The sequence below is a fragment of the Rhodococcus rhodochrous genome, assembly GCF_900187265.1.
Lineage (GTDB): Bacteria > Actinomycetota > Actinomycetes > Mycobacteriales > Mycobacteriaceae > Rhodococcus > Rhodococcus rhodochrous.
Genome location: NZ_LT906450.1, coordinates 2,628,722 through 2,650,642, shown reverse-complemented (window position 1 = coordinate 2,650,642; position 21,921 = coordinate 2,628,722). Strand labels below are relative to the sequence as shown.

The 21,921-nt window shown below is 68.9% G+C and carries 20 protein-coding genes; 15 read left to right on the top strand and 5 right to left on the bottom strand.

The window, feature by feature from the left end; all coding sequences use genetic code 11:
- Positions 1-43: 43 nt before the first annotated feature.
- From CKW34_RS12115 to CKW34_RS12105, 3 genes are all read right to left on the bottom strand, one after another.
- Positions 44-1,495 (bottom strand): aldehyde dehydrogenase, encoded by a 1,452-nt coding sequence (locus CKW34_RS12115; protein ID WP_059383579.1) that lies wholly within the window; start codon positions 1,493-1,495, stop codon positions 44-46.
- Between the two features lie 62 nt (positions 1,496-1,557).
- Positions 1,558-2,934, bottom strand: a complete 1,377-nt coding sequence (locus CKW34_RS12110; RefSeq protein WP_059383472.1) for an MFS transporter — start codon at positions 2,932-2,934, stop codon at positions 1,558-1,560.
- A 231-nt stretch (positions 2,935-3,165) separates the two neighbouring features.
- Entirely contained in the window at positions 3,166-4,044 is an 879-nt protein-coding gene (locus tag CKW34_RS12105; protein WP_059383473.1) for a LysR family transcriptional regulator, read from the bottom strand.
- Between the two features lie 283 nt (positions 4,045-4,327).
- Here CKW34_RS12105 and CKW34_RS12100 point away from each other — a divergent pair, with 283 nt between their 5' ends.
- The 15 genes from CKW34_RS12100 (at position 4,328) to CKW34_RS12030 (ending at position 18,651) form a co-directional block, all read left to right on the top strand.
- Positions 4,328-6,058, top strand: coding sequence for an acyl-CoA dehydrogenase family protein (locus tag CKW34_RS12100; protein WP_059383474.1), 1,731 nt, complete (start codon positions 4,328-4,330; stop codon positions 6,056-6,058).
- Complete coding sequence (locus CKW34_RS12095) at positions 6,055-7,230, top strand: CaiB/BaiF CoA transferase family protein (RefSeq protein ID WP_059383475.1); 1,176 nt, start codon at positions 6,055-6,057, stop codon at positions 7,228-7,230. Before CKW34_RS12100 ends, CKW34_RS12095 begins: the two co-directional genes overlap by 4 nt.
- Before the next feature lie 252 nt (positions 7,231-7,482).
- The gene (locus tag CKW34_RS12090; protein ID WP_016692255.1) at positions 7,483-7,785 is read left to right on the top strand and encodes an urease subunit gamma; all 303 of its coding nucleotides are present in this window, start codon (positions 7,483-7,485) and stop codon (positions 7,783-7,785) included.
- A gap of 13 nt (positions 7,786-7,798) precedes the next feature.
- Positions 7,799-8,128, top strand: coding sequence for an urease subunit beta (ureB, locus tag CKW34_RS12085; RefSeq protein ID WP_059383476.1), 330 nt, complete (start codon positions 7,799-7,801; stop codon positions 8,126-8,128).
- 4 nt (positions 8,129-8,132) lie between these two features.
- Complete coding sequence (locus tag CKW34_RS12080; protein WP_059383477.1) at positions 8,133-9,833, top strand: urease subunit alpha; 1,701 nt, start codon at positions 8,133-8,135, stop codon at positions 9,831-9,833.
- The gene (locus tag CKW34_RS12075; RefSeq protein WP_059383478.1) at positions 9,833-10,528 is read left to right on the top strand and encodes an urease accessory protein UreF; all 696 of its coding nucleotides are present in this window, start codon (positions 9,833-9,835) and stop codon (positions 10,526-10,528) included. The genes CKW34_RS12080 and CKW34_RS12075 overlap by 1 nt, the downstream gene beginning before the upstream one ends.
- Entirely contained in the window at positions 10,521-11,303 is a 783-nt protein-coding gene (ureG, locus tag CKW34_RS12070) for an urease accessory protein UreG (RefSeq protein WP_059383479.1), read from the top strand. The genes CKW34_RS12075 and ureG overlap by 8 nt, the downstream gene beginning before the upstream one ends.
- Positions 11,304-11,305: 2 nt before the next feature.
- Complete coding sequence (locus tag CKW34_RS12065) at positions 11,306-12,037, top strand: urease accessory protein UreD (RefSeq protein ID WP_059383480.1); 732 nt, start codon at positions 11,306-11,308, stop codon at positions 12,035-12,037.
- On the top strand, positions 12,024-12,959 hold the full coding sequence (locus CKW34_RS12060; protein ID WP_059383481.1) for an energy-coupling factor ABC transporter permease: 936 nt from the start codon (positions 12,024-12,026) through the stop codon (positions 12,957-12,959). Before CKW34_RS12065 ends, CKW34_RS12060 begins: the two co-directional genes overlap by 14 nt.
- Before the next feature lie 220 nt (positions 12,960-13,179).
- Positions 13,180-13,935, top strand: a complete 756-nt coding sequence (locus CKW34_RS12055; protein WP_059383482.1) for a VCBS repeat-containing protein — start codon at positions 13,180-13,182, stop codon at positions 13,933-13,935.
- Between the two features lie 41 nt (positions 13,936-13,976).
- Positions 13,977-14,294, top strand: coding sequence for a nucleotide exchange factor GrpE (gene grpE / locus CKW34_RS12050; protein ID WP_059383483.1), 318 nt, complete (start codon positions 13,977-13,979; stop codon positions 14,292-14,294).
- 103 nt (positions 14,295-14,397) lie between these two features.
- The gene (locus CKW34_RS12045) at positions 14,398-16,224 is read left to right on the top strand and encodes an Hsp70 family protein (RefSeq protein WP_059383484.1); all 1,827 of its coding nucleotides are present in this window, start codon (positions 14,398-14,400) and stop codon (positions 16,222-16,224) included.
- Between the two features lie 43 nt (positions 16,225-16,267).
- Positions 16,268-17,560: a DUF7373 family lipoprotein gene (locus CKW34_RS12040; RefSeq protein ID WP_059383485.1), complete on the top strand. Its 1,293-nt coding sequence runs from the start codon at positions 16,268-16,270 to the stop codon at positions 17,558-17,560.
- A 105-nt stretch (positions 17,561-17,665) separates the two neighbouring features.
- Entirely contained in the window at positions 17,666-18,211 is a 546-nt protein-coding gene (locus CKW34_RS12035; protein WP_059383486.1) for an RNA polymerase sigma factor, read from the top strand.
- A gap of 89 nt (positions 18,212-18,300) precedes the next feature.
- Entirely contained in the window at positions 18,301-18,651 is a 351-nt protein-coding gene (locus CKW34_RS12030) for a hypothetical protein (RefSeq protein ID WP_059383487.1), read from the top strand.
- 13 nt (positions 18,652-18,664) lie between these two features.
- On the opposite strand, the gene CKW34_RS12025 is transcribed toward CKW34_RS12030, so the two are convergent.
- Positions 18,665-20,107 (bottom strand): GTPase, encoded by a 1,443-nt coding sequence (locus CKW34_RS12025; protein ID WP_059383488.1) that lies wholly within the window; start codon positions 20,105-20,107, stop codon positions 18,665-18,667.
- Positions 20,104-21,876, bottom strand: a complete 1,773-nt coding sequence (locus tag CKW34_RS12020; protein WP_229580664.1) for a dynamin family protein — start codon at positions 21,874-21,876, stop codon at positions 20,104-20,106. The genes CKW34_RS12025 and CKW34_RS12020 overlap by 4 nt, the downstream gene beginning before the upstream one ends.
- Between the last annotated feature and the right edge of the window lie 45 nt (positions 21,877-21,921).

Below are 21,921 nucleotides of genomic sequence, written 5' to 3'. Positions count from 1 at the left end.
ATATTTGGGTGTACAGAGGCGATTCCGGCCGGGTGGCCGGGGATCAGTCCGCCCAGGCGTCGGGGCCGTCGTCGAGACCGAAATACACGCTCTTGCACCGCGAATAAGCGGCGATGCCGTCGCGGCCCTTCTCGACACCGAGACCGCTCTCCTTCACCCCACCGAAGGGGGTGGAGATGCTGAACCGCTTGTAGGTGTTGATCCAGACCGTGCCGGTGTCGAGGCGCCGCGCGAGCCGCCACGCACGGCGGTAGTCGCGGGTCCAGATCCCGGCGGCCAGACCGAACACCGAATCGTTGGCCTGCGCGACGAGATCGTCCACCCCGTCGAACGGCAGGACCACGAGCACCGGGCCGAAGATCTCCTCGCGGCACACGCGGGCGTCGTTGCTCAACCCGTCCACGATCGTCGGGAGGTAGTAGGCACCGTCCGCCAGGGTGGGATCGTCGGGTGCTGCTCCCCCGCACAGGACGCGTCCGCCTTCGCGGCGGGCCAGGTCGACGTACGAGGCGACCGAGTCGCGATGGGCGTGGTGCACGAGCGGGCCGACCTGAGTGCGCGGATCGCGGCCGTTGCCGATGCGCAGGGCGCGGGTTCGTTCGACGAGCCGCGCGACGAACGGTTCGTACAGCGACCGGTCGACGAACAGGCGCGAACCGGCGATGCAACTCTGCCCGCTCGACGAGAAGATCCCGTACATCACACCCGCGACGGCCTGCTCGATGTCGGCGTCGTCCAGCACGATCGTCGGCGACTTGCCCCCGAGTTCGAGCGATACGGGCATGAGCTTCTCGGCCGCGGCATGGGCGATCGTGCGACCGGTGCGCGTGCCACCGGTGAAGGTGACCTTGCCGATGCCCGGATGCTGCACGATCGCATCGCCGACGATCGAGCCCTTGCCGGGCAGCACCGACAACAATCCGGCGGGCAGACCGCTGTCGTCGATGATCCGTCCCAGCGCAAGCGACACGAGCGGCGTCCACTCGGCCGGTTTGAGGACGACGGCGTTACCTGCGGCGAGAGCGGGTGCGATCTTCTGCGCGTCGCTCGCGACCGGTGAGTTCCAGGGCGCGATCGCGCCGATCACGCCGATCGGTTCGTGCACGCTCATCGACAGGTAATTGCCGCGCGGCACGGTCAGGTCGTCATCGCCGGATTCGAGGACCGCCGCGAAGTACCGGAAGGTTCCCGCCGCACTGCCGACGAGGGCGGTGGTCTCGGCGAGCGTCTTGCCGGTGTTGTAGCTCTGCAACAGTGCCAGTCGCGCGGAGTTCTCCTCGATGCCGTCGGCGATGCGGTGCAGGTAGCGGGCGCGCTGGTGCGGAAGCAGTCCGCGCCAGGCCGGACCCTCGGAGGCGGCCTTCCCGGCCGCGACGGCGTCGTCGACGTCGGCGGCGACGGCCTGGTGCACGGTCTGCAGGACGCGGCCGGTGGCGGGGTCGGTGACCTCGAAGGCCGGGCCGGTAGCACGGCGCCAGGTACCGGCGACGAGCATCTCGTCGGGGACGGGCACGAAGTCGAGATCGGTGTCCGTGAGGGCGGGGTGGAGTGCGGTGGTCACTGGGAGATCTCCTCGAGGGTCTTCTCACGGGTTTCGGTCGCGAACAGGCCCACGACGATCGCGCCGATGAGGGCGACGAGTCCGAACAGCCCGAAGACCAGGGTCAGGGTGCCGCCGGCGTCGAGGATGCCGCCCAGGACGAGCGGGCCGACGATGATGCCGAGGCGGCCAGCGGCGCCGCCGATCGCGCAACCGATGGCGCGCATCCGGGTCGGGTACAGCTCGGCGGTGTAGACGTACAGGGCCATGTTCACGGCGAAGACGAACAGTGCCGCGCCGGCCGACCACAGCAGCACCGTCACGGCCGAACCGGTGCCGGTACCGGCGAGCAGGAACAGCAGCGCCGCGCACAGAACCATCGACGACGTGATGCAGATGCGACGGCCGAGATTGTCGATGAGGAACGCGACGGCCAGGCAGCCGACGAGACCGGCGACGGTCGTGAAGATCGAGTAGTGCAGCGCGGTGTCGACGCTGACCTCGAAGACGGTGCGGTAGAGGGTGGGCAGCCAGGAGGCGATGCCGTAGTTGACGAAGTAGGCGCTGCCCCAGATCGCGGCGAGCATGAGGGTGCGGCGCAGGTACACACCTTGGAACGCCTCGATGAAGCGGCCGCGGGAGGTGTCGACGGCGACGGCGGAGACGATCGGGCGGGGTTCGGGCAGTTCACCGTGGCGACCGGAGATCTCGGTCTCGATCCGTCGCATCGCGGCGTCCGCGTCGTCGAGGCGGCCGCGGGCTGCGAGCCAGCGGGGTGACTCGGGCAGCCGGAACAGGGCCGGCAGCAGCAGGATCGGGATGGCGCCGAGGGCGAACAGGATCTGGTAGCCGAAGCGCGGGACCACCCAGGCAGAGACGATCGCGGAGGCGACGAGTCCGATGGGGAAGATCACCTCGTAGAGCAACACGAAGCGTCCGCGTTTGTGGGCCTTGGTGATCTCGCCGATATAGGTCGCGGCGACGGGGACCTCGGCTCCGAGTCCGATGCCCTGGACGAAGCGGAAGACCAGGAAGAGCATCAGCGAGTCGGTGAATGCCATGCCCAGGCTCATCACGGCATAGAGCGCGAGTGAGACGATGATGACGTTGAGGCGGCCCATGCGGTCGGCGAGCCAACCGCCGCCGAGGGCGCCGACGAGCATGCCGATGCCACCGATGGCGATCACCCACGCGACCGAGGCGGGGGTGAGATTCCATTTGGGGATCAGGACGGGGAGCGAGTACGCGATCATCAGCTGGTCGAAGCCGTCGAAGAAGGTCACGGCGCCGACGGCGACCCGCGCCTTGATGTGCCACCGGCTCATCGGCAGTCGTTCGAGGCGTGCACTGATCATTTCCGCACTACTGGACATGGTGGTCGATACCGGTGTCATAGGGTCCTCGGTTTCGTGTTCCAGTTACTTAAGCCCTCAATGGCTTACCGCTAAGATGTAACCTGCAGCACTCGACATCCGTCAACCGTTGACTTTCCGGCCCGCATGACCTATGCGGGCGCAGACACCGTCGGGTCACCTCCTCCGTTCGAGCATCGGACCCTTCGAGGATGCCTCCCACCTTGACACGCCCGACCGACCCGGAGGGCACATACCAGGTTGCGACAGCGGTCAGTTCACGTGTGCGCGCAGCACATCCACCACCCGCCGGACCGCCGGGGCCGGGTTGTCGCGGCGCCACGCGAGCGCGATCGGCAGCACCGGACTGTTCCGCAGCGGGACGTACCGCACGCCCGTCACGGTGATGTCGGTGGTCGACGCGACGACGACCGCAACCCCCACCCCGGCGCCCACGAGAGCCAGCAGACTGTAGGGGTCCGGTGCTTCCCGGGCGATCACGGGGGTGAATCCGGCGGAGTGGCACACCGTGAAGGTCATCTCCCGCACGCTCGACCCGTGGGCGGCGGGATAGACGACGAACCGCTCGCCGGTCAGGTCGGCGGCGTCGAGTTCCTCCCGCGTCGCCAATCGATGATCGGCCGGCAGCGCGACCATGAGCGCTTCGTGGCGCACCGTCACGGTGGCGACGTCCCGGGGCACCGGAAGGCCGACGATCCCCATGTCGAGCAGTCCCTGCGAGACGAGATCGAGCACCTCTCCTGTGTAGGTCTGCGGACGCAGATCCAGCTCGATCCCCGGGCAGCGTTCCTCGAGGCGCCGGGTCAGCTGTGAGATCACCGTGTAGCCGCTCGCGCCGCCGAATCCGACGCTCACCACGCCGGTGACACCCGAGGCCGTCGACCGCACGACCGTCCGGGCGATCTCGATCTGGGCGGCGATCACGCGTGCGGGCCCGAGCAGCGATTCACCGGCCGCGGTGAGCTGCACCGAACGGGTGGTGCGGGCGAACAGCTCGGCGCCGAGGTCGCGTTCGAGGGCGCGGATCGTCTGGCTGAGCGGCGACTGGGCGATGTGCAGTCGCTCCGCCGCGCGTCCGAAATGCAACTCCTCGGCCACCGCCAGGAAGGCCTGCAGTTGCCGAAGTTCCATGCCGACCTTGATTTTGTCGGTTGATCTACACAATCGTGCTCGATTAGGTCTTGGACTTTACACGGTTGCGCCGGTGATAGTGATCCCGATGGCGAGCCAGTTCCTCCTCGAGCGCACCGACTCGATCCGGCCGGTCGTCGGTCTCGGGATCGGGTAAGTGCTGCTCTCCCTCGTCTGCATGACCGCCCTGCTCAAACGCTCACCGGCCATTACCGAACCCGACGAACCACGCTCCGCACCCGCCCGGACGACGGCCGACGCCTCCTGACACGAACGGACGACCATGAACTACGCCCACACCGACCCGGCCCTGCATGCGGTACTCGACCGATGGATCTCCGACTCCGACCGGCCGCTGACCGACCGCCTCCTCGATCATCTGGGTGCCGATGCCGCCGGCCGTCTCGACGCGCTCGCGGCCACCGCGAACGCCCATCCGCCGGTGCTGCACCAGTACGACCCCGACGGCGAACGGATCGACCGCATCGAATACCACCCCGCCTATCTCGAACTGTGCCGTGCCGCCTACAGCGAATACGGCCTCTCGGCACTGTCCCACCGTCCGATCCACGGTTGGACGAACACACCCCCGCATCTCGTCAAGTACCTCACGTCGTATCTGTTCGTACAGGCCGAGTTCGGCCTCGCCTGCCCGGTGTCGATGACCGATGCCGCCGCACGCACCCTGCGGATGTTCGGCGACCCCGAGGTGTTCGGTCCGTGGATCGACGGCCTGACCTCCACCGATCCGGCCACCGCCCTGACAGGGGCGATGTTCATGACCGAGACCCAGGCGGGCACCGATATCGCGAAGACCGGGACCCGCGCCGAATTCGACGGCACCGCATGGCGATTGACCGGCCGCAAGTGGTTCGCCTCCAACCCGGACGCCGACGTCGTGATCACCCTCGCCCGGTTCCCCGGCGGGGACGAGAACTCGACCCGCGGCGTCGGAATGTTCATGCTGCCCAAGCGGCTTCCCGACGGGAGCCGGAACTCGTACACGATCGACCGCCTCAAGGACAAGCTCGGCACACGATCGATGCCCAGCGGCGAGGTCACCCTGCACGGGGCGTACGCGCTGCAGGTCGGCGACCTCGACCGTGGATTCCGGCAGATGACGGAGATGCTGAACACCTCCCGCCTGTCGAACGCGATGCGCTCGAGTGCCCTGATCCGGCGCGCTGTGCGCGACGCCGTCGCTCACACGAGGGATAGGGTGGTCTTCGGAAAGTCCCTGTTCGATCAGCCGCTCATGCGCGCCACCCTGCTGCCGCTGCTGCTCGACGCCGAGGCCGCTCTCGCGCTCGTCGCCTACAGCGGTGCGACCCTCGATCGCGCCGACCACGGCGACGAGCAGGCACGCAGTGTCGTCCGGATCCTCACGCCCGTCGCCAAGCACTACATCTGCAAGCGCGCTCGTACCGTCACCGGTGAGGCGATGGAGATCCGGGGTGGCAGCGGCTACATCGAGGACCGGGCTTTCGCCCGCCTCGTCCGCGACTCACACCTCGGATCGATCTGGGAGGGTTCGAGCAATGTCATCGCGCTCGACGTGCTGCGGTCGATGCGCAAGAACGGCGCGCACCGGGTCCTGGCCGACGCGCAGCGCACACTGCTCGACGCGGCGCATCCGGAGTGCGCCCCGATCACCGCGGCACTGCGGGATCGATGGGATGCGCTCGAGGCGCGCGGCGAAGACCTGCTCGCCGGCGACGACACGCACGCGCAGACCCGCAGCGCGATCTACACCGATGATCTCGCACGGACGGTGATGGCGACCCTGCTCGTGGACCTGGCGTCGCACCGCATCGAGCACGGTCTCGGCCACCGGTCGCTGCTCGTCGCCCATGCCTACCTCGACGGGCTGGCCGGTGAGCCGAATGCCGTCGCTCTCGACCACCTCGCCGCGATCGCCGACGGCACCGACGTCGACCCCTCCGTCGCGGCCGCGGCGGCGCCGAGCACCGCCGCCGATGCGGTACCGACTGCACTGACAGGAGCCCCCTCATGAGCACGCATCCCACCGGCCCGGCCCCGCTCGCCGGCATCAAGGTCCTCGACCTGTCGAAGATCCTCGCCGGACCGTACGCGACCATGTCGTTCGCCGATCTCGGCGCCGATGTCACCAAAGTCGAGCACCCCGACGGCGGTGACCCCACCCGAGTGTGGGGGCCACCCTTCGTCGGCGACGACGCCACCTACTACCTCGCGGTCAACCGCGGCAAGAAGTCGGTGACGATCGACCTGAAGTCGGAGGAAGGGCAGCGGATCGTGCACCGGATGCTCGCCGACACCGACGTCGTGGTCGAGAACTTCAAGCCCGGCAGCGGCCTGCAGAAGATCTTCGACCACCGCGCCCTGTCCGAACAGCACCCGCACCTGATCGTGCTGCACATCTCGGCCTTCGGTGACGAGGGCCCGCTCGCCGACCAGGCCGGTTACGACATGGTCGCCCAGGCCGCAGGCGGTCTGATGTCGCTGACCGGGGAACCCGGTGGCGCGCCGATGAAGGCCGGCTACGCGATGGGGGATCTCGGTGCGGCACTGTTCGGGGTGATCGGGGTGCTCGCCGCGCTGGTCGAACGCGCTCGCACCGGTCGCGGCCAGTACGTCACCACGTCGCTGTTCGAATGCCAGCTGGCGATGCACGTCAACTGGGCCACGAACTATTTCGCCACCCAGGAGCGACCGCACGCTCTGGGCTCTGCACACCCGAATCTCGCTCCCTACCAGGCATATCCGGCGAGTGATGGCTACTTCGTCGTCGCGGTCGGGAACGACGGATTGTGGGAGAAGCTGTGTGTGGCACTGGAAAGGCCGGAACTCGCGACCGATCCGCGGTTCCTCCGCAACCGTGATCGCATCGCACATCGCAGCGAACTCGACGAGGTGCTCACCGCGGCGTTCGCCACCGGGACCGTGCAGCACTGGTGCCGCGTCCTGGAAGAGCACGGCGTGCCGGTCTCCCCCATCCGGCACCTCGACGAGATCTACAACGACCCGCACACCGCCGCGATCGGCATGGTCGGCACCGTCGACCATGCGTCCGGACCTCTCGAACAGATCGCGTTCCCGGTCAATTTCGGAGGAGTACGACCGCCGCTGCGGTCGGCGCCGCCGCTGCACGGGGAACACACCGACGAGATCCTCGCGGGATATCAGGAGGTCCCCCTTCCGTCCTAGCGACGAACGTCTCGAATATCGCTGACCTACGGCCGTTTCCGATCGATCGGGAACGGCCGTAGGCCTGTTCGCCCAGGGACGGCGATGGCGGCATCCCACTGCGGTGTTGCCGGGGTCACGCAGTGCGGCAGCACTTCTGAGGTCGACGCGTCCGGATTTCTCCGCGATACGCGGGGGTAACGTCCGCGAAACAAGAGCCGCGCATGATCGGCATCGATTGCACGACCGCCGACTCGCACGAAAGAACGACATATGCAGCTGACTCCCGCCGACACCGAGAAACTCCTTCTGGCCGTCGCCGGCATGGTGGCGCGCGACCGGCGGGACCGCGGCGTCCGACTGAACTATCCCGAAGCCGTTGCCCTGTTGTCCACCTGGGTGATCGAACGGGCACGCGAAGGCGCCGACGTCGCCGACCTCATGGTGAAGGGACGCGAGGTCCTCGCCCGCGACGAGGTCATGGACGGCGTCGCCGAGATGCTGACCGACGTGCAGGTCGAGGCCACTTTCCCGGACGGACGCAAGCTCGTCACGATCCACCACCCGATTTCCTGAAAGGAGCCCCGACATGGCATCCGGACCGACTTCGGGACCCGGAGCGATTCGCGTCGCCGAGGGCTCCCTCACCCTCAACGCGGACCGCTCCGACGACGAGCGCATCACCCTCGTCTTCCTCAACACCGGTGATCGTCCCATCCAGATCGGCTCGCACATCCACCTGCCGGACGCGAACGCGGCCCTCGAATTCGACCGCGAACGCGCGCAGGGCTTCCGCCTGGACATCCCGTCGGGGACCTCGCAGCGCTTCGAACCCGGCAGCAGCCGCGAACTGGGCGCCGTCGCCCTGCGCGGACGACGCGTCGTACCCGGCATCCAGGTGCGGAAGCAGGAGGACTGAGAACGTGGAGATCACACGCGCCGAGTACGCGGCACTGTACGGACCGACAGTCGGCGACCAGGTACGCCTGGGTGACACCGACCTGTGGATCCAGATCGAGGAGGACCGCACCTTCGGCGGCGAGGAAGCCGTCTTCGGTGGCGGCAAGTCCATCCGCGAATCGATGGCCCAGGGCGTGACGACCCGGGCCGAAGGTGCTCCCGACACCGTCATCACGAACGTGATCGTTCTGGACTGGTGGGGCATCGTGCGTGCCGACGTCGGTATCCGCGACGGTCGCATCGTCGCCCTCGGCCGCGCCGGTAACCCGGACATCGCCGACGGCGTGCACCCGAGGCTGCAGATCGGCCCGTCCACCGACGTCATCTCCGGTGAGGGGCGCATCCTCACCGCGGGTGCCTTCGACTCGCACGTGCACCTGCTGTCGCCGTCGCAGATCGTCGAGGCACTCGCCACCGGCATCACCACGATCGCCGGCGGTGGAACCGGTCCGTCCGAAGGATCGAAGGCCACCACCGTCACGCCGGGCCCGTGGCATCTGATGCAGATGCACCGCGCGCTCGACGCGCTGCCGGTGAACGTGCTGTTGCTCGGCAAGGGCAACACCGTCTCCGCCGAAGGACTGCGCGAACAGGCCCTCGCCGGGGCCGCCGGATACAAGGTGCACGAGGACTGGGGCTCCACACCGGCCGCGATCGATGCGGCATTGCGCGCGGCCGACGAGCACGGACTGCAGGTCGCGCTGCACTCGGACTCGCTCAACGAGGCGGGCTTCGTGGAGAGCACGCTCGCCGCGATCGACGGACGCTCGATCCACGCCTTCCACGTCGAAGGCGCCGGCGGCGGGCACGCCCCGGACATCCTGAGCATCGCCGGATTGCCGCACATCATCCCGGGCTCGACCAACCCGACGTTGCCGCACACGATCAACACCGTCGACGAGCACCTCGACATGCTGATGGTCTGCCATCACCTGAACCCCGCCGTCCCGGAGGACCTCGCGTTCGCCGAGTCCCGGATCCGGGCCACCACCATCGCGGCCGAGGACATCCTGCACGACATGGGTGCCCTGTCGATCACCTCGTCCGACGCCCAGGCGATGGGCCGCATCGGTGAGGTCATCACCCGCACGTGGCAGGTCGCGCACGTGATGAAGAACCGGCGCGGGGAGCTCGACGGCGGCATGCCCGCCGACAACGAACGGGCCCGCCGCTACGTCGCGAAGTACACGATCAACCCTGCGATCGCGCACGGCGTCGACCACGAACTCGGTTCGATCGAGGTCGACAAGATGGCCGATCTGGTCCTGTGGGATCCGAAGTTCTTCGGCATCCGGCCGTCGCTGGTCATCAAGGGCGGATCGATCGCCTGGGCCGCGCTCGGCGACCCCAACGCCTCGATCCCGACGCCGCAACCGGTGCTGCAGCGACCGGCGTTCGGCGATGCGCTCGCTCCGCACACGTCGGTGTCGTTCGTCTCCCCCGCCGCCCTCGACGACGGCCTGGTAGAACGACTCGGGTTGCGCCGCAGACTGTTGCCGCTGCGGCCGACCCGGCACATCGGCAAGGCCGACATGAAGCAGAACGACGTGTTGCCGTGCATCGAGATCCGCCCCGACACCTTCGACATCGACATCGACGGCGAGCGGGTCGTTCCGGCGCCAGCCACCGAACTGCCGCTCGCGCAGCTGTATTCGATGTTCTGATGTTGCCCGACACTCTATCCCCCACCACGGTGCTGCTCCTTCTCGCGGACGGGCGCGCGCCGGTCGGCGGGAACGTCAACTCGGGTGGGCTCGAACCCGCGCTCCAGGGTGGGATGTCGCCGACCGAGGTGCGCCGCTTCCTCGTCGCACGGTTGCGCACCTCGGCGGCAGTCGAGGCCGGCGTCGCCGTGGTCACCCGGCACGCCGTGGACTCCGATGCCGGAACCGCCCCAGCGCTCCGGATCGACGAGATCGAGGACCACTGGGCGGCGCGCACTCCGGGCCCGGCCCAACGCGACGCGTCCCGGTTGCTGGCCCGCGGTTACCTGCGACTGGCCCGGAACCTGTGGCCCTCCACCGTTCTCGACGACCTCGACGCCCGGACCCCGCGACCGTCGCGGGGACTGGTCGTCGGGGCCATCGCGGCGCTCGCGCGCATCCCGGCGATCGACACCGCGCGACTGGTGCTGTACGAGGAGGCGCAGGCGATCGTCGCGGCCTTCCTCAAACTGCACCCCACCGACCCGGCCATCGGTTCGCGATGGGCACTCGAGGCCTGCGCTCATCTCGAACCTCTCATCGCCGAGCTGTCCGCCCTCACCGATCCGGCGGACATCCCGGCCACCGGTGGCCCCCAGACCGAACTGTGGGCCGAAGCCCACGCATCCGCTCCAGAAAGGCTGTTCCGTGCCTGAACACACCACCACCCGTTCGCTCCGTCTCGGCGTCGCCGGTCCCGTCGGCACGGGCAAGAGCTCGCTCATCGCGACCATCTGCCGCACCCTCGCGTCCGAGCTGCAGCTCGGCGTGATCACCAACGACATCTACACCGACGAGGACGCCCGCTTCCTCCGCTCGGCCGGCGTGCTCGATCCCGAGCGCATCCGCGCGGTGGAGACCGGTGCGTGCCCGCACACCGCAATCCGCGACGACGTGACCATGAACCTGCTGGCCGTCGAGGATCTCGAACGCGACTTCGCGCCGCTCGACGTGGTGCTGGTGGAGAGCGGCGGCGACAACCTCACCGCGACCTTCTCCCCCGCGCTCGTCGACGCGCAGATCTTCGTGCTCGACGTCGCCGGTGGTGGCGACGTCGCCCGCAAGGGTGGTCCCGGCATCAGCCGCGCCGACCTGCTCGTGGTGAACAAGACCGATCTCTCCCCGTATGTGGGTGTCGACGTGCCCCAGATGGTCGCCGACGCCGAGAAGGCCCGCGAGGGCGGACCGGTGCTGGCGCTGTCCCGGACCGACGCCGCATCGGTGCAGGCGCTCGGTGACTGGGTGCGCGAGATGCTGGCAGCCCACCGCGCCGGGTCGCACACCCCTGTCGATCCCGGTCCGATGGCTCCGCACTTCCACGCCGACGAGGACGACGACCACGATCACGGCCATGGGCACGGGCACGGGCACGGGCACGGGCACGGGCACGGGCACAGCCACGATCACGCCGTCGCACACTCGCACGACTGATCATGTCCCGCACCACGATCCGTATCGACCGCGCACCGGGCCGCGCACGCCTGACCCTGCGGGCGGGCATGCTCGTCCCCCGCACGGTCGAGGTCGGTCCGGACCACGCGCGGGTCGCCCTCGTCGCCGCCGGCGCGTTGTTGCTCGGTGGTGACTCGGTGACCGTCGACGTCCACGTCGACGCCGGATGCACGCTCGAACTGCAGGACATCGGTGGCACCGTCGCCTACGACGCCGACAACCGGCTGTCCCGGTGGGACGTGCGGATCACCGTCGCCGAGGGCGGCACCCTCGTATGGGACACCTACCCGTTCGTGATCGCCACCGGCGCCCGCGTGCACCGCGCCACTCGGATCGAACTCGCCTCCGGCGCGGCCACGAGCATGCGGGAGACGCTCGTCCTCGGGCGCCACGGAGAAACCGGAGGTGCGCTCCGCAGCCGTACCTCGGTGGTCCTCGATCGTCGTCCCCTCTTCGTCGAGGAGTTGTACGCGCACGGTGCGTTCCCCGAACCCGGGATCCTCGGTTCCGCGCGGGTGCACGACGTCATCGCAACCTACGGACGACGCGCCGAGGGCGACGGTGTCGTCCAACTCGAAGGACCCGGCAGCCTGCTGCGGTTCCTCGGCGCCGACGCCCACTCCTCGCCGCTCGAGTCGACCTGGCGCTCCTGGCGCTCCACACACGTTCACCCGTCCATCCTCGAAGGGAGTCTCACCCATGCACGTCCCTGACCATTTCCTCCCCATGGGCGCCACCGCGCCGGCCGCGGCGATCGCCACCGGTGCGGTCGTCCTGGCCGCCACCGCCGGGCGCCCGCGCATCACGACCCGGGACACCCTTCTCGCGGGCACGACCGCAGCGATGATCTTCGGCGCCCAGATGGTCAACTACCCCATCGCCGGTGGCGTCAGCGGCCATCTCATCGGCGGCGCGCTCGCGACCGCGCTCCTCGGGCCCCGGCTCGCCCTTCTCGCGATGACCGCCGTGGTCGGCGTGCAGGCATTGCTGTTCGGAGACGGCGGCATCAACGCCCTCGGGGTGAACGTGCTGCTGATGGCGGTGCTGCCTGTGCTCGTCACCGCCGCCGTCCGCATCGGCGCCGAGCGACTCGGCCTCGGGAAGCTGACGCGGACCACCGCCGCCATCAGCGCCGGTCTGTCCGTGCCGGTGAGTGCCGCGGTGCTCGGCGTCGCGTACACGGCTACCGTCGGAACCGGTGCCGCAGCAGCGTTCATCGGCGAACTGACCGCGGTCCACCTGGCCATCGGTCTCGGTGAAGCCCTCATCACCGCCGCCGTGCTGAGCGCCGTGACGGCGTTCGCGCCCGGCGTCGCCGCGTGGGACACACGGCCCTCCGTCACCCCCGTTGCCGTCCGACGTGGTTTCGCGGCGATCGGCGGTCTGGGCGTGGTCAGCGCCTGCGCGCTGGCGCTCGTCGCGTCCGGCAACCCCGACGGTCTCGAGCACATCGTCGGCGCCTATTCGCTGCCGGTCGGTGACGCTGCCTTCGCCGGTCTTCCCGGCCTGGCCGACTACGGCACGCTCAGCGGAACCGAATTCCTCGCGGCACTGGCCGGCCTCGCCGCCACCGCGGTGCTCGGCGCCGCCCTCGCCGCGATGGGCCGCCGCACGCCGGTCCGTCAGGGCGTGTAACGGTCCTCTCGGAACCCTTCGAGCGGTGCGGTCGCTGATGCGGCCGCACCGTTCCGCGTTCCACGACCGGCCCGACTTCCGCTCTGTCGCAGCCCCGTGACCTCGGGTTTCCACCGCCGATCAGAAAACTCGGAAATTTTTTCGATTCGACGGGAACCTTTCCACCTCCCGGTCCCTCTTACCTGTGTCAGTCACCGAGACACCGAAAGAGGCACCGACCATGGCTACCAACTCCTTCCCCGGCAGCAGCTCCTCGAACGCCGACCGTGCCGCGTCGCAGTCCACCGCCAGCGACCGCGCCGACTCGTCGTACGGCTCGCAGTCCTCCTACGACGGCAACTCCTCCTACGGCTCGTCCTCGGCCGACCAGTCGGGATCGACGAGCTATGAGTCCTACGAGCGTTACGAGCGGTACGACAGCTCCGGCTCCTCGAGCTCGGACTCGTCCTACGGCTCGGCGAGCAACTCGGGTGCGTCGAGCTCCGCCGGGTCGGCCTCCTCGGCCTCCGATCGCGCCGCTGCGGAGAACACCGAGTCCACCTCGCGCGTGACCTCCGGCTCCGCCTCCACCGAGCCGGTCGTGCTCGACGAGTACACCCTCGGTGACGGCACCCGCGTCGCCGACGTCGATACGGACGGAGACGGCCGGGTCGACCTGTCGCTGGTGGACTACGACGGCGACGGCAGGACCGATGCGCAGATCAGCGACTCCGACGGCGACGGCAATGCCGACCTGATCGAGTTCGATCGCGACGGTGACGGTTACATCGACGCCGCCGCCGGTGATCTCGACGGCGACGGCCGGCTCGATCTGGCCGTCTTCGACGAGGACGGCGACGGCGAGGTCGACGTGGTGGTGGACCTGCACACCGGTGCGGTCGACTTCGACGGTGACGGCATCGCCGACGACTACGTCGACGTCTCGGCCTTCGACACCGGGTCCGAGTCGACCGACACCGGTTCCGATCTGGTCTGAGCCCCACCTCCGACCGATCCGAGACGAAGGGCAAGCAGGTGATGTCACCGCAGATCCGTGAACGGATCGACGAAATGATCGCGGCAGCGGATGTCGCAGCGGAGGGGCCGGAGCGCGCCGCCGCGACCGCACGACTCGCCGATCTGGGGGTCGAACGTCTGACCGTCGAGCCCGGTACGCGGTTCGATCCGAGCCGTCACCGTGCGGTGGCGGTGACGCCGGCAGTAGCACCGGCGGAGGCGAACCGGGTCGCCGCGATGATCCGGCCCGGCTGGTGTCACGAAGGGCAGATCCTGCGCTACGTCGAGGTGCGGGTGGAGGTTCCGCCGGCGCAGTGCCCCGCTCCGGGGGCGTCGTGACACCCGCCGACGGGCGACGGCCGTTCGCCGCTATAGAGTCCGCGACGGTCATCGCACCGTCCATGCAGGTTTTGTGGGTTCGCATTCGAGAGGCACGATCGAGATGAGCTGGGTTCTGGCGGTCGATTTCGGCACGTCCAACACGTCGGCGGCGCACCGGATCGGCCCGGACCGGGTCGAATCACTGCCGCTGACCCACACCTCCAACCTCATGCCGTCCTCGGTGTACGTCGACCACACCGGGGCGATCACCACCGGCGACGTGGCCATCAACCAGGCCACCGTGGACCCGGCCGGGTTCGTCGCCTACCCCAAGACCCACGTCGCGGTCGGATCGGTGATGGTCCGCGGCCAGGACGTCCCCGTCGCCCACACCATCGCTTCGGTCCTGCGCACCGTCTACAACCAGGCGCTACCCCGGCACAACAACCATCCGCCGGCGGAGGTCGTGCTCACCCACCCCGAGGCCTGGTCCCAGCGCGAACTCGATGTGCTGCGGCACGCCGCATCCCTGGCCGGACTCGGCGGCAGCGTCTCGCTGATCTCCGAACCCCGAGCCGCGGCGTTCTACTACTCGCGTCAGCACGACGCGAAGATCGTCAAGGGCTCGACGATCGCAGTGTTCGACTTCGGTGGCGGTACCCTCGACATCGCCGTACTCACCGCGACGAGCGAGTGGACCTTCGAGGTCATCCGGGCCGGCGGCGACAACACCCTCGGCGGCAAGAACCTCGACGCCACCGTCGCCCGCTGGGTCGACGAACGCCTGCGCGACGACGACCCGGATCTCGCGGCGTGGTTGCGCACCCCGGACGGGCTCGATGCCCGCCGCACCCTCGACGATCAGATCCGCCGCGCCAAGGAACTGCTCTCCGAGCATCCCTCCGCGACGATCCGGGTCACCGGCAACGGCGCGGATCTGACCTTCACCATCACCCGCGACGAGTTCGAGCAGCTCATCGAACCGCAGATCACCCGCGGCGTGCAGCTCGCCGCCCAGGTGCTGCGCGATGCCGGGGTGGACCGGTCGAGTCTGCAGGCGCTGTATCTGACCGGCGGTTCCTCGCGGATCCCGTACGTGCATCGGCGGCTGTCCGAACTCGGGTCCATCGCCACCCTCGACGACCCGAAGACCGTCGTGGCCAAGGGCGCGGCCGGGTTCGTCGCCGGCGGACGCACCACCGAACCCGCCGCCGACCTCGACACCGAGGTGCTGCGACCGGACACTCCCCGCCCCGCAGCACCGCGAGCCGGTGTTCCGCGCCCGGGTACCCCGGCGGCACAACCGAACCCGGCACCGGCGCGCGACGTGGAGCGGTCACGACCGTCTCGGCTCCTGCTCATCGCCGGGGGTGCCGTGCTGGCGGTACTCGTCGCCGCCGGGGCGGTCTTCGGTCTGACCCGTGGCGGAGCCGACGACGGAACATCGGCCGGCGCCGCGGTCGCCCCCGCTGTGGCCGACGACAGGTCGGACACCGGCGCACCACCTGCGGCGACGTCGGATTCGGTCTATCGCAGCGAGAGCACCGACGAGGTGGTGGAACTGTTGCCGACCAAGTTGCTCACCGGGTCGAGTTCGTGCGAGAAGTCCGGCTTCTCCTTGGAGGGCGCCCTGCGGGTGCGGTGCCAGATCAGCCCCAACTCCAATCTCGGCAAGGCGCTGGGTATGAAGCCCACCGACTACGAATCGGTGTCGGCATACCGGGACGATCAGTACGCACGCTCGAACTTCATCCGGCTCCGCGACGCCAAGAACGACAACACCCGGGTCGTCTCGTCGGACGGTACGCGGATCGCCGACTACGACCACCAACCGGGCGGGAACTCGTACTTCACCGTCATCGACAAGTCCACCGGACTCGTCGCCGAGTTCTCCACGACGACCGAGCGCGGCGAAGCACTGCTCACCGAACTCGGTTGGAACGCCTGACCTGCCCTTCTCCCGTACCTTCCTCCTCAGGAGTTCTCTTCCCATGCACAACTCTCGAACCGGGCGCCTCGCCCTGGCCATGGCCGCTGCCGCCGTCGTCACTGTGGCCGGTTGCGCGTCCGACAGCGACGCCACCGTCGTCGACGAGACCACCACGACCGAACGGGCTTCTGCCGGCGTGGATCTCGACTCGCTCGATACCGGCGACTACAACACCCAGCCGCGCGATTTCGTCGCGCTGGGCATGGCGGCCGAGGACTTCGGTCCTGCAGTGGAAGGCCAGCGACTCGCCGAGTTCGTCGTCCACCCGCACACCGTCGACCCGACGCTCACCGTCGGCGGGTCCACCAACGGGGTCTTCCTCGGCGGCACGGGCAACATCTTCTCCGGCAGCGAGAACGAGATCCTGAAGGAATTCTCGATCATCAACGCCTTCACCAGCTTCCGGAGCACCGACGACGACAGTCGCGAGTTCGGTGTCAGTGTCTGGCGATTCCCCACCCCCGAGGATGCCGGCGGCGCGGCACAGGCCCTGTACGAGTACAAGCTCGCGCCCGCGGACGGCCCGTTCGCCACCGGTCCGGAGACCCCGACGACGTTGCCGGACCTGCCCGACACACTGGCCACCACGTATTCCTGGCCGGAACTGGACACCGTCTCCCTGAGCACGCTCACCACACGCGGCATGTTCGTCGTCTACACCTACAGCGGCGACGACAGCGGTGGAACCGACTGGCTCACCGATTCCGCGACCCGCGGTGTGCAGCAGCAGATCGAACTGCTCGACCGGTTCCCGGCCACCCCGACCGACGAGATCGCCTCGTTGCCGGTCGATCTGGACAAGGTCATGGCCCGAGCCGTGGGGTTCGTCGACAGCGAGTACTCGCGTAACTCCGACATGGCGGTCTACGGACCCGACGGCTGGTTGCACTACGACTCCGCGCCGGCCGACACCGAGGTGGTGTTCGAGCAGACCGGCACCGACCGTGTCGCGAAGGTCAACAGCAACGTCTATCGCACCGCCGGCCCGGACGAGGCCGAGGTCCTGAAGGACGCGTTCGCGGCCCACACTGCAGCGACCTATCCGGATCTCGTCGAGGATCCGTCGCTGACGCAGGGTCTTCCGAACACCACCTGCTGGTCGGGGGATGTCGCCGAAGGTCGAGCTGCCGCGTGCCTGATGACCTACGGCCGCTACATGGCCGAGCTGTCCGGATTCCGTTCGATCGGCAACGAGAACCCCGATTCCGACACTCTGCGCACCGTGCCGCAGCGCGTCGCGACGCAGTACGTGAAGTTCGTCCGCGCCGAGGAGATGGGTCTGGGCGAGAACTGACCTCCCTCGCGGTCCGGTGACCGTCGGTGCACGACATCGATGACGGTCACCGGACCGCTGTGCGACGCGGCCGGGTAGGTTACTCCGCGTACAGATGGGGGTGCCATGAACGAGACCGAGTTGATCGAGCGGTGCCGGTCCGGCGACCGGGCCGCTTTCGCCGCACTGGTGGAACCGTCCCGCACCCAGGTGTGGGCGGTATGCGTGCAGATCACCGGCAACCGCCACGACGCCGAGGACGCCCTGCAGGACGCGTTGATCGCCGCCTGGCAGAACCTCGACAAATTCCGGGGCACCGCCCGCTTCGGCTCCTGGCTCTACCGCATCGCGAGCAACGCCGCGCTGGCGATCGTGCGCAAGCGCCGCGAGATCCCCGACGACGAGATCGACCTCGGCCGGACCTCCACGGTGCCGGGACCGGCCGAGCGCGTCGTCGACACCGACGCGGTGCGTCACGCCCTCGCTCAGCTCCCGGAACAGTTCCGGGTCGCGGTGGTGCTCCGCGAATACGCCCAGATGAGCTACGCCGAGATCGCCGAGCACCAGAACGTGCCTGTCGCGACGGTCAAGACCCGCATCAACCGGGGACGAGCGCAACTCGTCGAACTCCTCGACCCGGCCCGCCTCGATGCCGTCGGTCTCGAGCCCTGACCGGTAGATTGGGACGTGGCAGGAACATTCCGGGGCCCGCACGACTCCAACCTGACGACGATGGACAACGGGGGAAGAAGGAAGAGCCCATGACAAGCGATGAGACCGATCCGCTGCCCTCACTGGGTGAGCTGCTCGGTATCGATGTGCTCGCCGACCTACCGGAACTGCCCGATCAGGTCTGGGAGCGCGCGCTCGACATCGCCACCGACCCCGGCACTGCCGCGGTCGATATCTCACTGATCCCGGACGACGACGAGATCGACCCCGAAGTGGTCACCGCCGACTCTCTCGACCTCGACCCCGATGCCTACGCCGACCTCGTCAGCGCAGGTGGAACCGACCCCGTCCTCGTCGACGACGACGAGCCTTCCCCCGACGACGAGGCCGCCCCGACCGGCTTCACCGACACCTTCGACGAGCCCGATCCCGGCATGTGACCCGCCGACCGGGTCAGTATCCGCGGGCGATCACCGTGTAGGCGTGTGTCAGCGCCGTCAACGCAGTGTCCTCCGCAGCCGACCGCGTCGACACCGTCTGTGCCTGCACCGCGACGAGTCTCTGTTGCGCCGCCGCCCGGATCTGCTCGGGTGACGCCGTCGGCTCCAGCCCCGACGCCTCGGCGATCGTACCGCCGCGCAACACCTGGACCAGTTCGTCGACCACGGGCGCGGTCGGGTCGGCCTGCAGCAGAGACCGCAACGCCCGCAACAACTCCACCGGTACCAGCGCCGGATCCGTGCGCAGCGCCGAGACGATCTGCCGGATGGCGTCGCGCGCCGGATGTGAATAGACGAGGGAGTCGAGTTCGGCGAGGATCCGCCCGGCGCGGTGCAGCACTGCGAACCGGCGCAGCGACTGCTCGAGCACCGCGCGCAGCGGATGGATGCCGGAGACTCCGGACAGCCACTGGTTGACCTGGTGCGCACCACCGGTGGCATGCGCGCGGGCGTGCACGAGCCCGTACTCACCGATCAATTCGAGCAGGCGCCACACCTGCTCGCGCGGGACCGGCAGTGCGGCGGAGTCGGCGTCGAGCAGATCGAACAACTCCAGCGGCGCCAGCGGGGCGAGGTCGGCCAGAGCGCGGGCGTCGGAGTCGGTGAACGCGCCGGTATGGGAGGTCTGTGCAAGCAACCCGGCGACAGGAACCACCGTGCCGACCTGTCCCGCCAGCCGCCGCGCAAGGACGTTCGCGTGTTCGGCGGCGTGTCCGAGCGGATCCCGATTGCCCAACACTCCACGACCGAAACCGTCTGCGCGCGAAAGCACTCCGAGGGTGTTCAGCGGAGTGAAGCCGAGGCGCTGCAGAAATTCGACCTCGTCGGTGCGCGGCATCGAGTCGAACAGGAAGACCGCCGCGTCGGCATCGACGGACGCCGAGCGGGTCTGCTCGAACCCGTCGATCAACGCCCGCTCGGTCGCGGTGGCGTTGGCGACCGTGAGCGTCGCCAGCCCGGGGGTGTCGACGAGAGTGATCGTGCTCAGCGCGTGAGAAGGCAGACAGCGGTGAACGTACGCGACCTGCTCCGGCGGGACCCCGACCTCGACGGTGGTACCGAGCGCCAGCGGCACGGGTCGGCGCGCGCCGTCGGTGAACACCACGTCGGCGCGGGAGGGCGCACCGTTCTCGTAGACGGTGACGACATTGGTGGCCTCGAGCGCTGCCGTCTCGGCGACCGGAGCGCCGATCAGCGCGTTGACCAGGGTGGATTTGCCGGCCTTGAGGCGTCCGACGACCACGATGCGCGGCGGCGACCACAGAATCGCACCGATGCGGTTGGCATGCGATACGAGATCACCGCCGAGCGCGGCGAGCTGGTGCAGTGCCGCGTCGATGCGCTGGTGCACCGGATCGGGGGCCCCGGTCTGCGGTGGAGTGTGCGGGGCGCTCATGCGGCATCCCCCGTCAGCGTCGTCTCGATCGGGGTGATGCGGGCGCGGGTGATGCGCAGGTTCTTCTCCAGTCGTTCGATGTTCGCGGTGCGGGTCGCAGCGTCCGCCTGCGCGGCGCGCTTGGCTTCGTCGATGCGCTTCTGCAACTCGGTGATCCGGTCCTGCAGGTGCTTGCGACGACGCAGCACGATCTCCGGGCGGGTGGTGGCCATCGCGGCCTCGAGCATGCGGGTGGTGACCGTCCGCACGGTCGCGAGGGTTTCGCGCAGCCAGGTCAGCAGGTTCGTCTTGCCGGTGCGCATCGCCTTGAACCCGAGATTGATCGCCACCCAGGCGACGCCGGCGATGGCTCCGGCCCCGATGACCGCACCGAGCATGGTGGTGCCGATCATGCCCATCGTCAGCACGCTCGGATCCAGCAGCCCTTGGCGTTTCGAGCCCACTTCCCCCGTCACCAAGGGATCGGTCTGCAGCGCCTCGAGGGTGATCTCGCGGATGTGCTCCCATTGTTGCGGGTCGTCGAACAGGTCGGCGACGATCTTCTCGAGGTCGTCGAGGAACACCTGGGCGGTGGTGGCCATTGCGTCGAGCAGGTCGGCCTGGATCTGCGCGGTGAACACCTGTGGGGACCGCCGCAGCACCTGCATCGACGACTTGTTGATGCGCGTCGTCCAGTCCTCCCGCACGCGGGTGATCTCCTCGTCGAGGCGGGTGACGGCCCGTTGCCGTGCGAGGGTGAGGTCGCGCTGCAGGTGCTGCTCCCACTGCTGCGCCTCGTCCTTGAGACCTTTCAGGCGTTCCATCTCGGCGGTCAGGTCCGGGATGGCGGATTCGCCGTCACGCACGACGGAGAGTTCGTCGGCGATGTGCGTTTCGATGCGGCGCAGCCCGTCGAGGGCGACGCGCAGCGCGTCGGCTTCGGGGCGGTGCCGGGCGGCGGCGACCCGCTCGTCGAGCATCGCCCACAGCCCGGGGACCCCGGAGCAGGCGAGGCTGCGCTCGCGCACCGGGGAGGGCGGCAGGGCGGTCGCGGCCAGGGAGCGAACACTCGACACCGCCACGACGGGGATGTCTCGGCCGACATGTTCTGCGATGGCGCGGCGATTCTCCGCGACGATCTGTTCCCAGCGAGTGAGGTTCTTGTCGGTCTTGGTGACCACTACCAGCACGTTCTCCACACCGGCGGCGCTCTCGCGCAGGAACCGCATCTCCGGTTCGGTCAGCGGGGTCGACGCCTCGCACACCAGCACGAGCACGGCGGCCCGGTCTGCGGAGCGGGCCGCCATCGCGGCATGCCGGGGGTCGAGGCCGCCGATGCCGGGAGTGTCGACGACCGACGCGTTCGTGAGCTTCTCGGAGGCGATCGGCACGATCGCTGCGACCGGCAACGTCTCGACGGTCGGGTCCTGGACATGGCGGCCGCCGGTGGTGATCCACTCCCCCAGCTCGGCGCGGTCGACGCGGCGACTCCCGTCGGGGAACACCAATTCGGCAGTGCCCTCCGGGAAGTCGTCGGTGGCGGTGACGAATCGGGTTGCGACGGCGGTCGAGTGCTCGACATCGTCGAGAGCGGCGCCGTCGCGGTCGATGAGAGCGCTGACCAGCAGACTCTTACCGCGCTTGATCTCCCCCACCACCACGATCGACGAGGACCGGCCGGTGGCGGCGAGTTTGCGTTCGGCGCGATCGGCGACCTCGTCGTGCTTGTAAGCGCGCAGCACCTTGCACGCACCGTCGATCAGTTCGGCCACAGACGGATCAGCAGACACGCGACGACACTACATACCGGGTGGTACGGGGCCACGTTCCGCTCC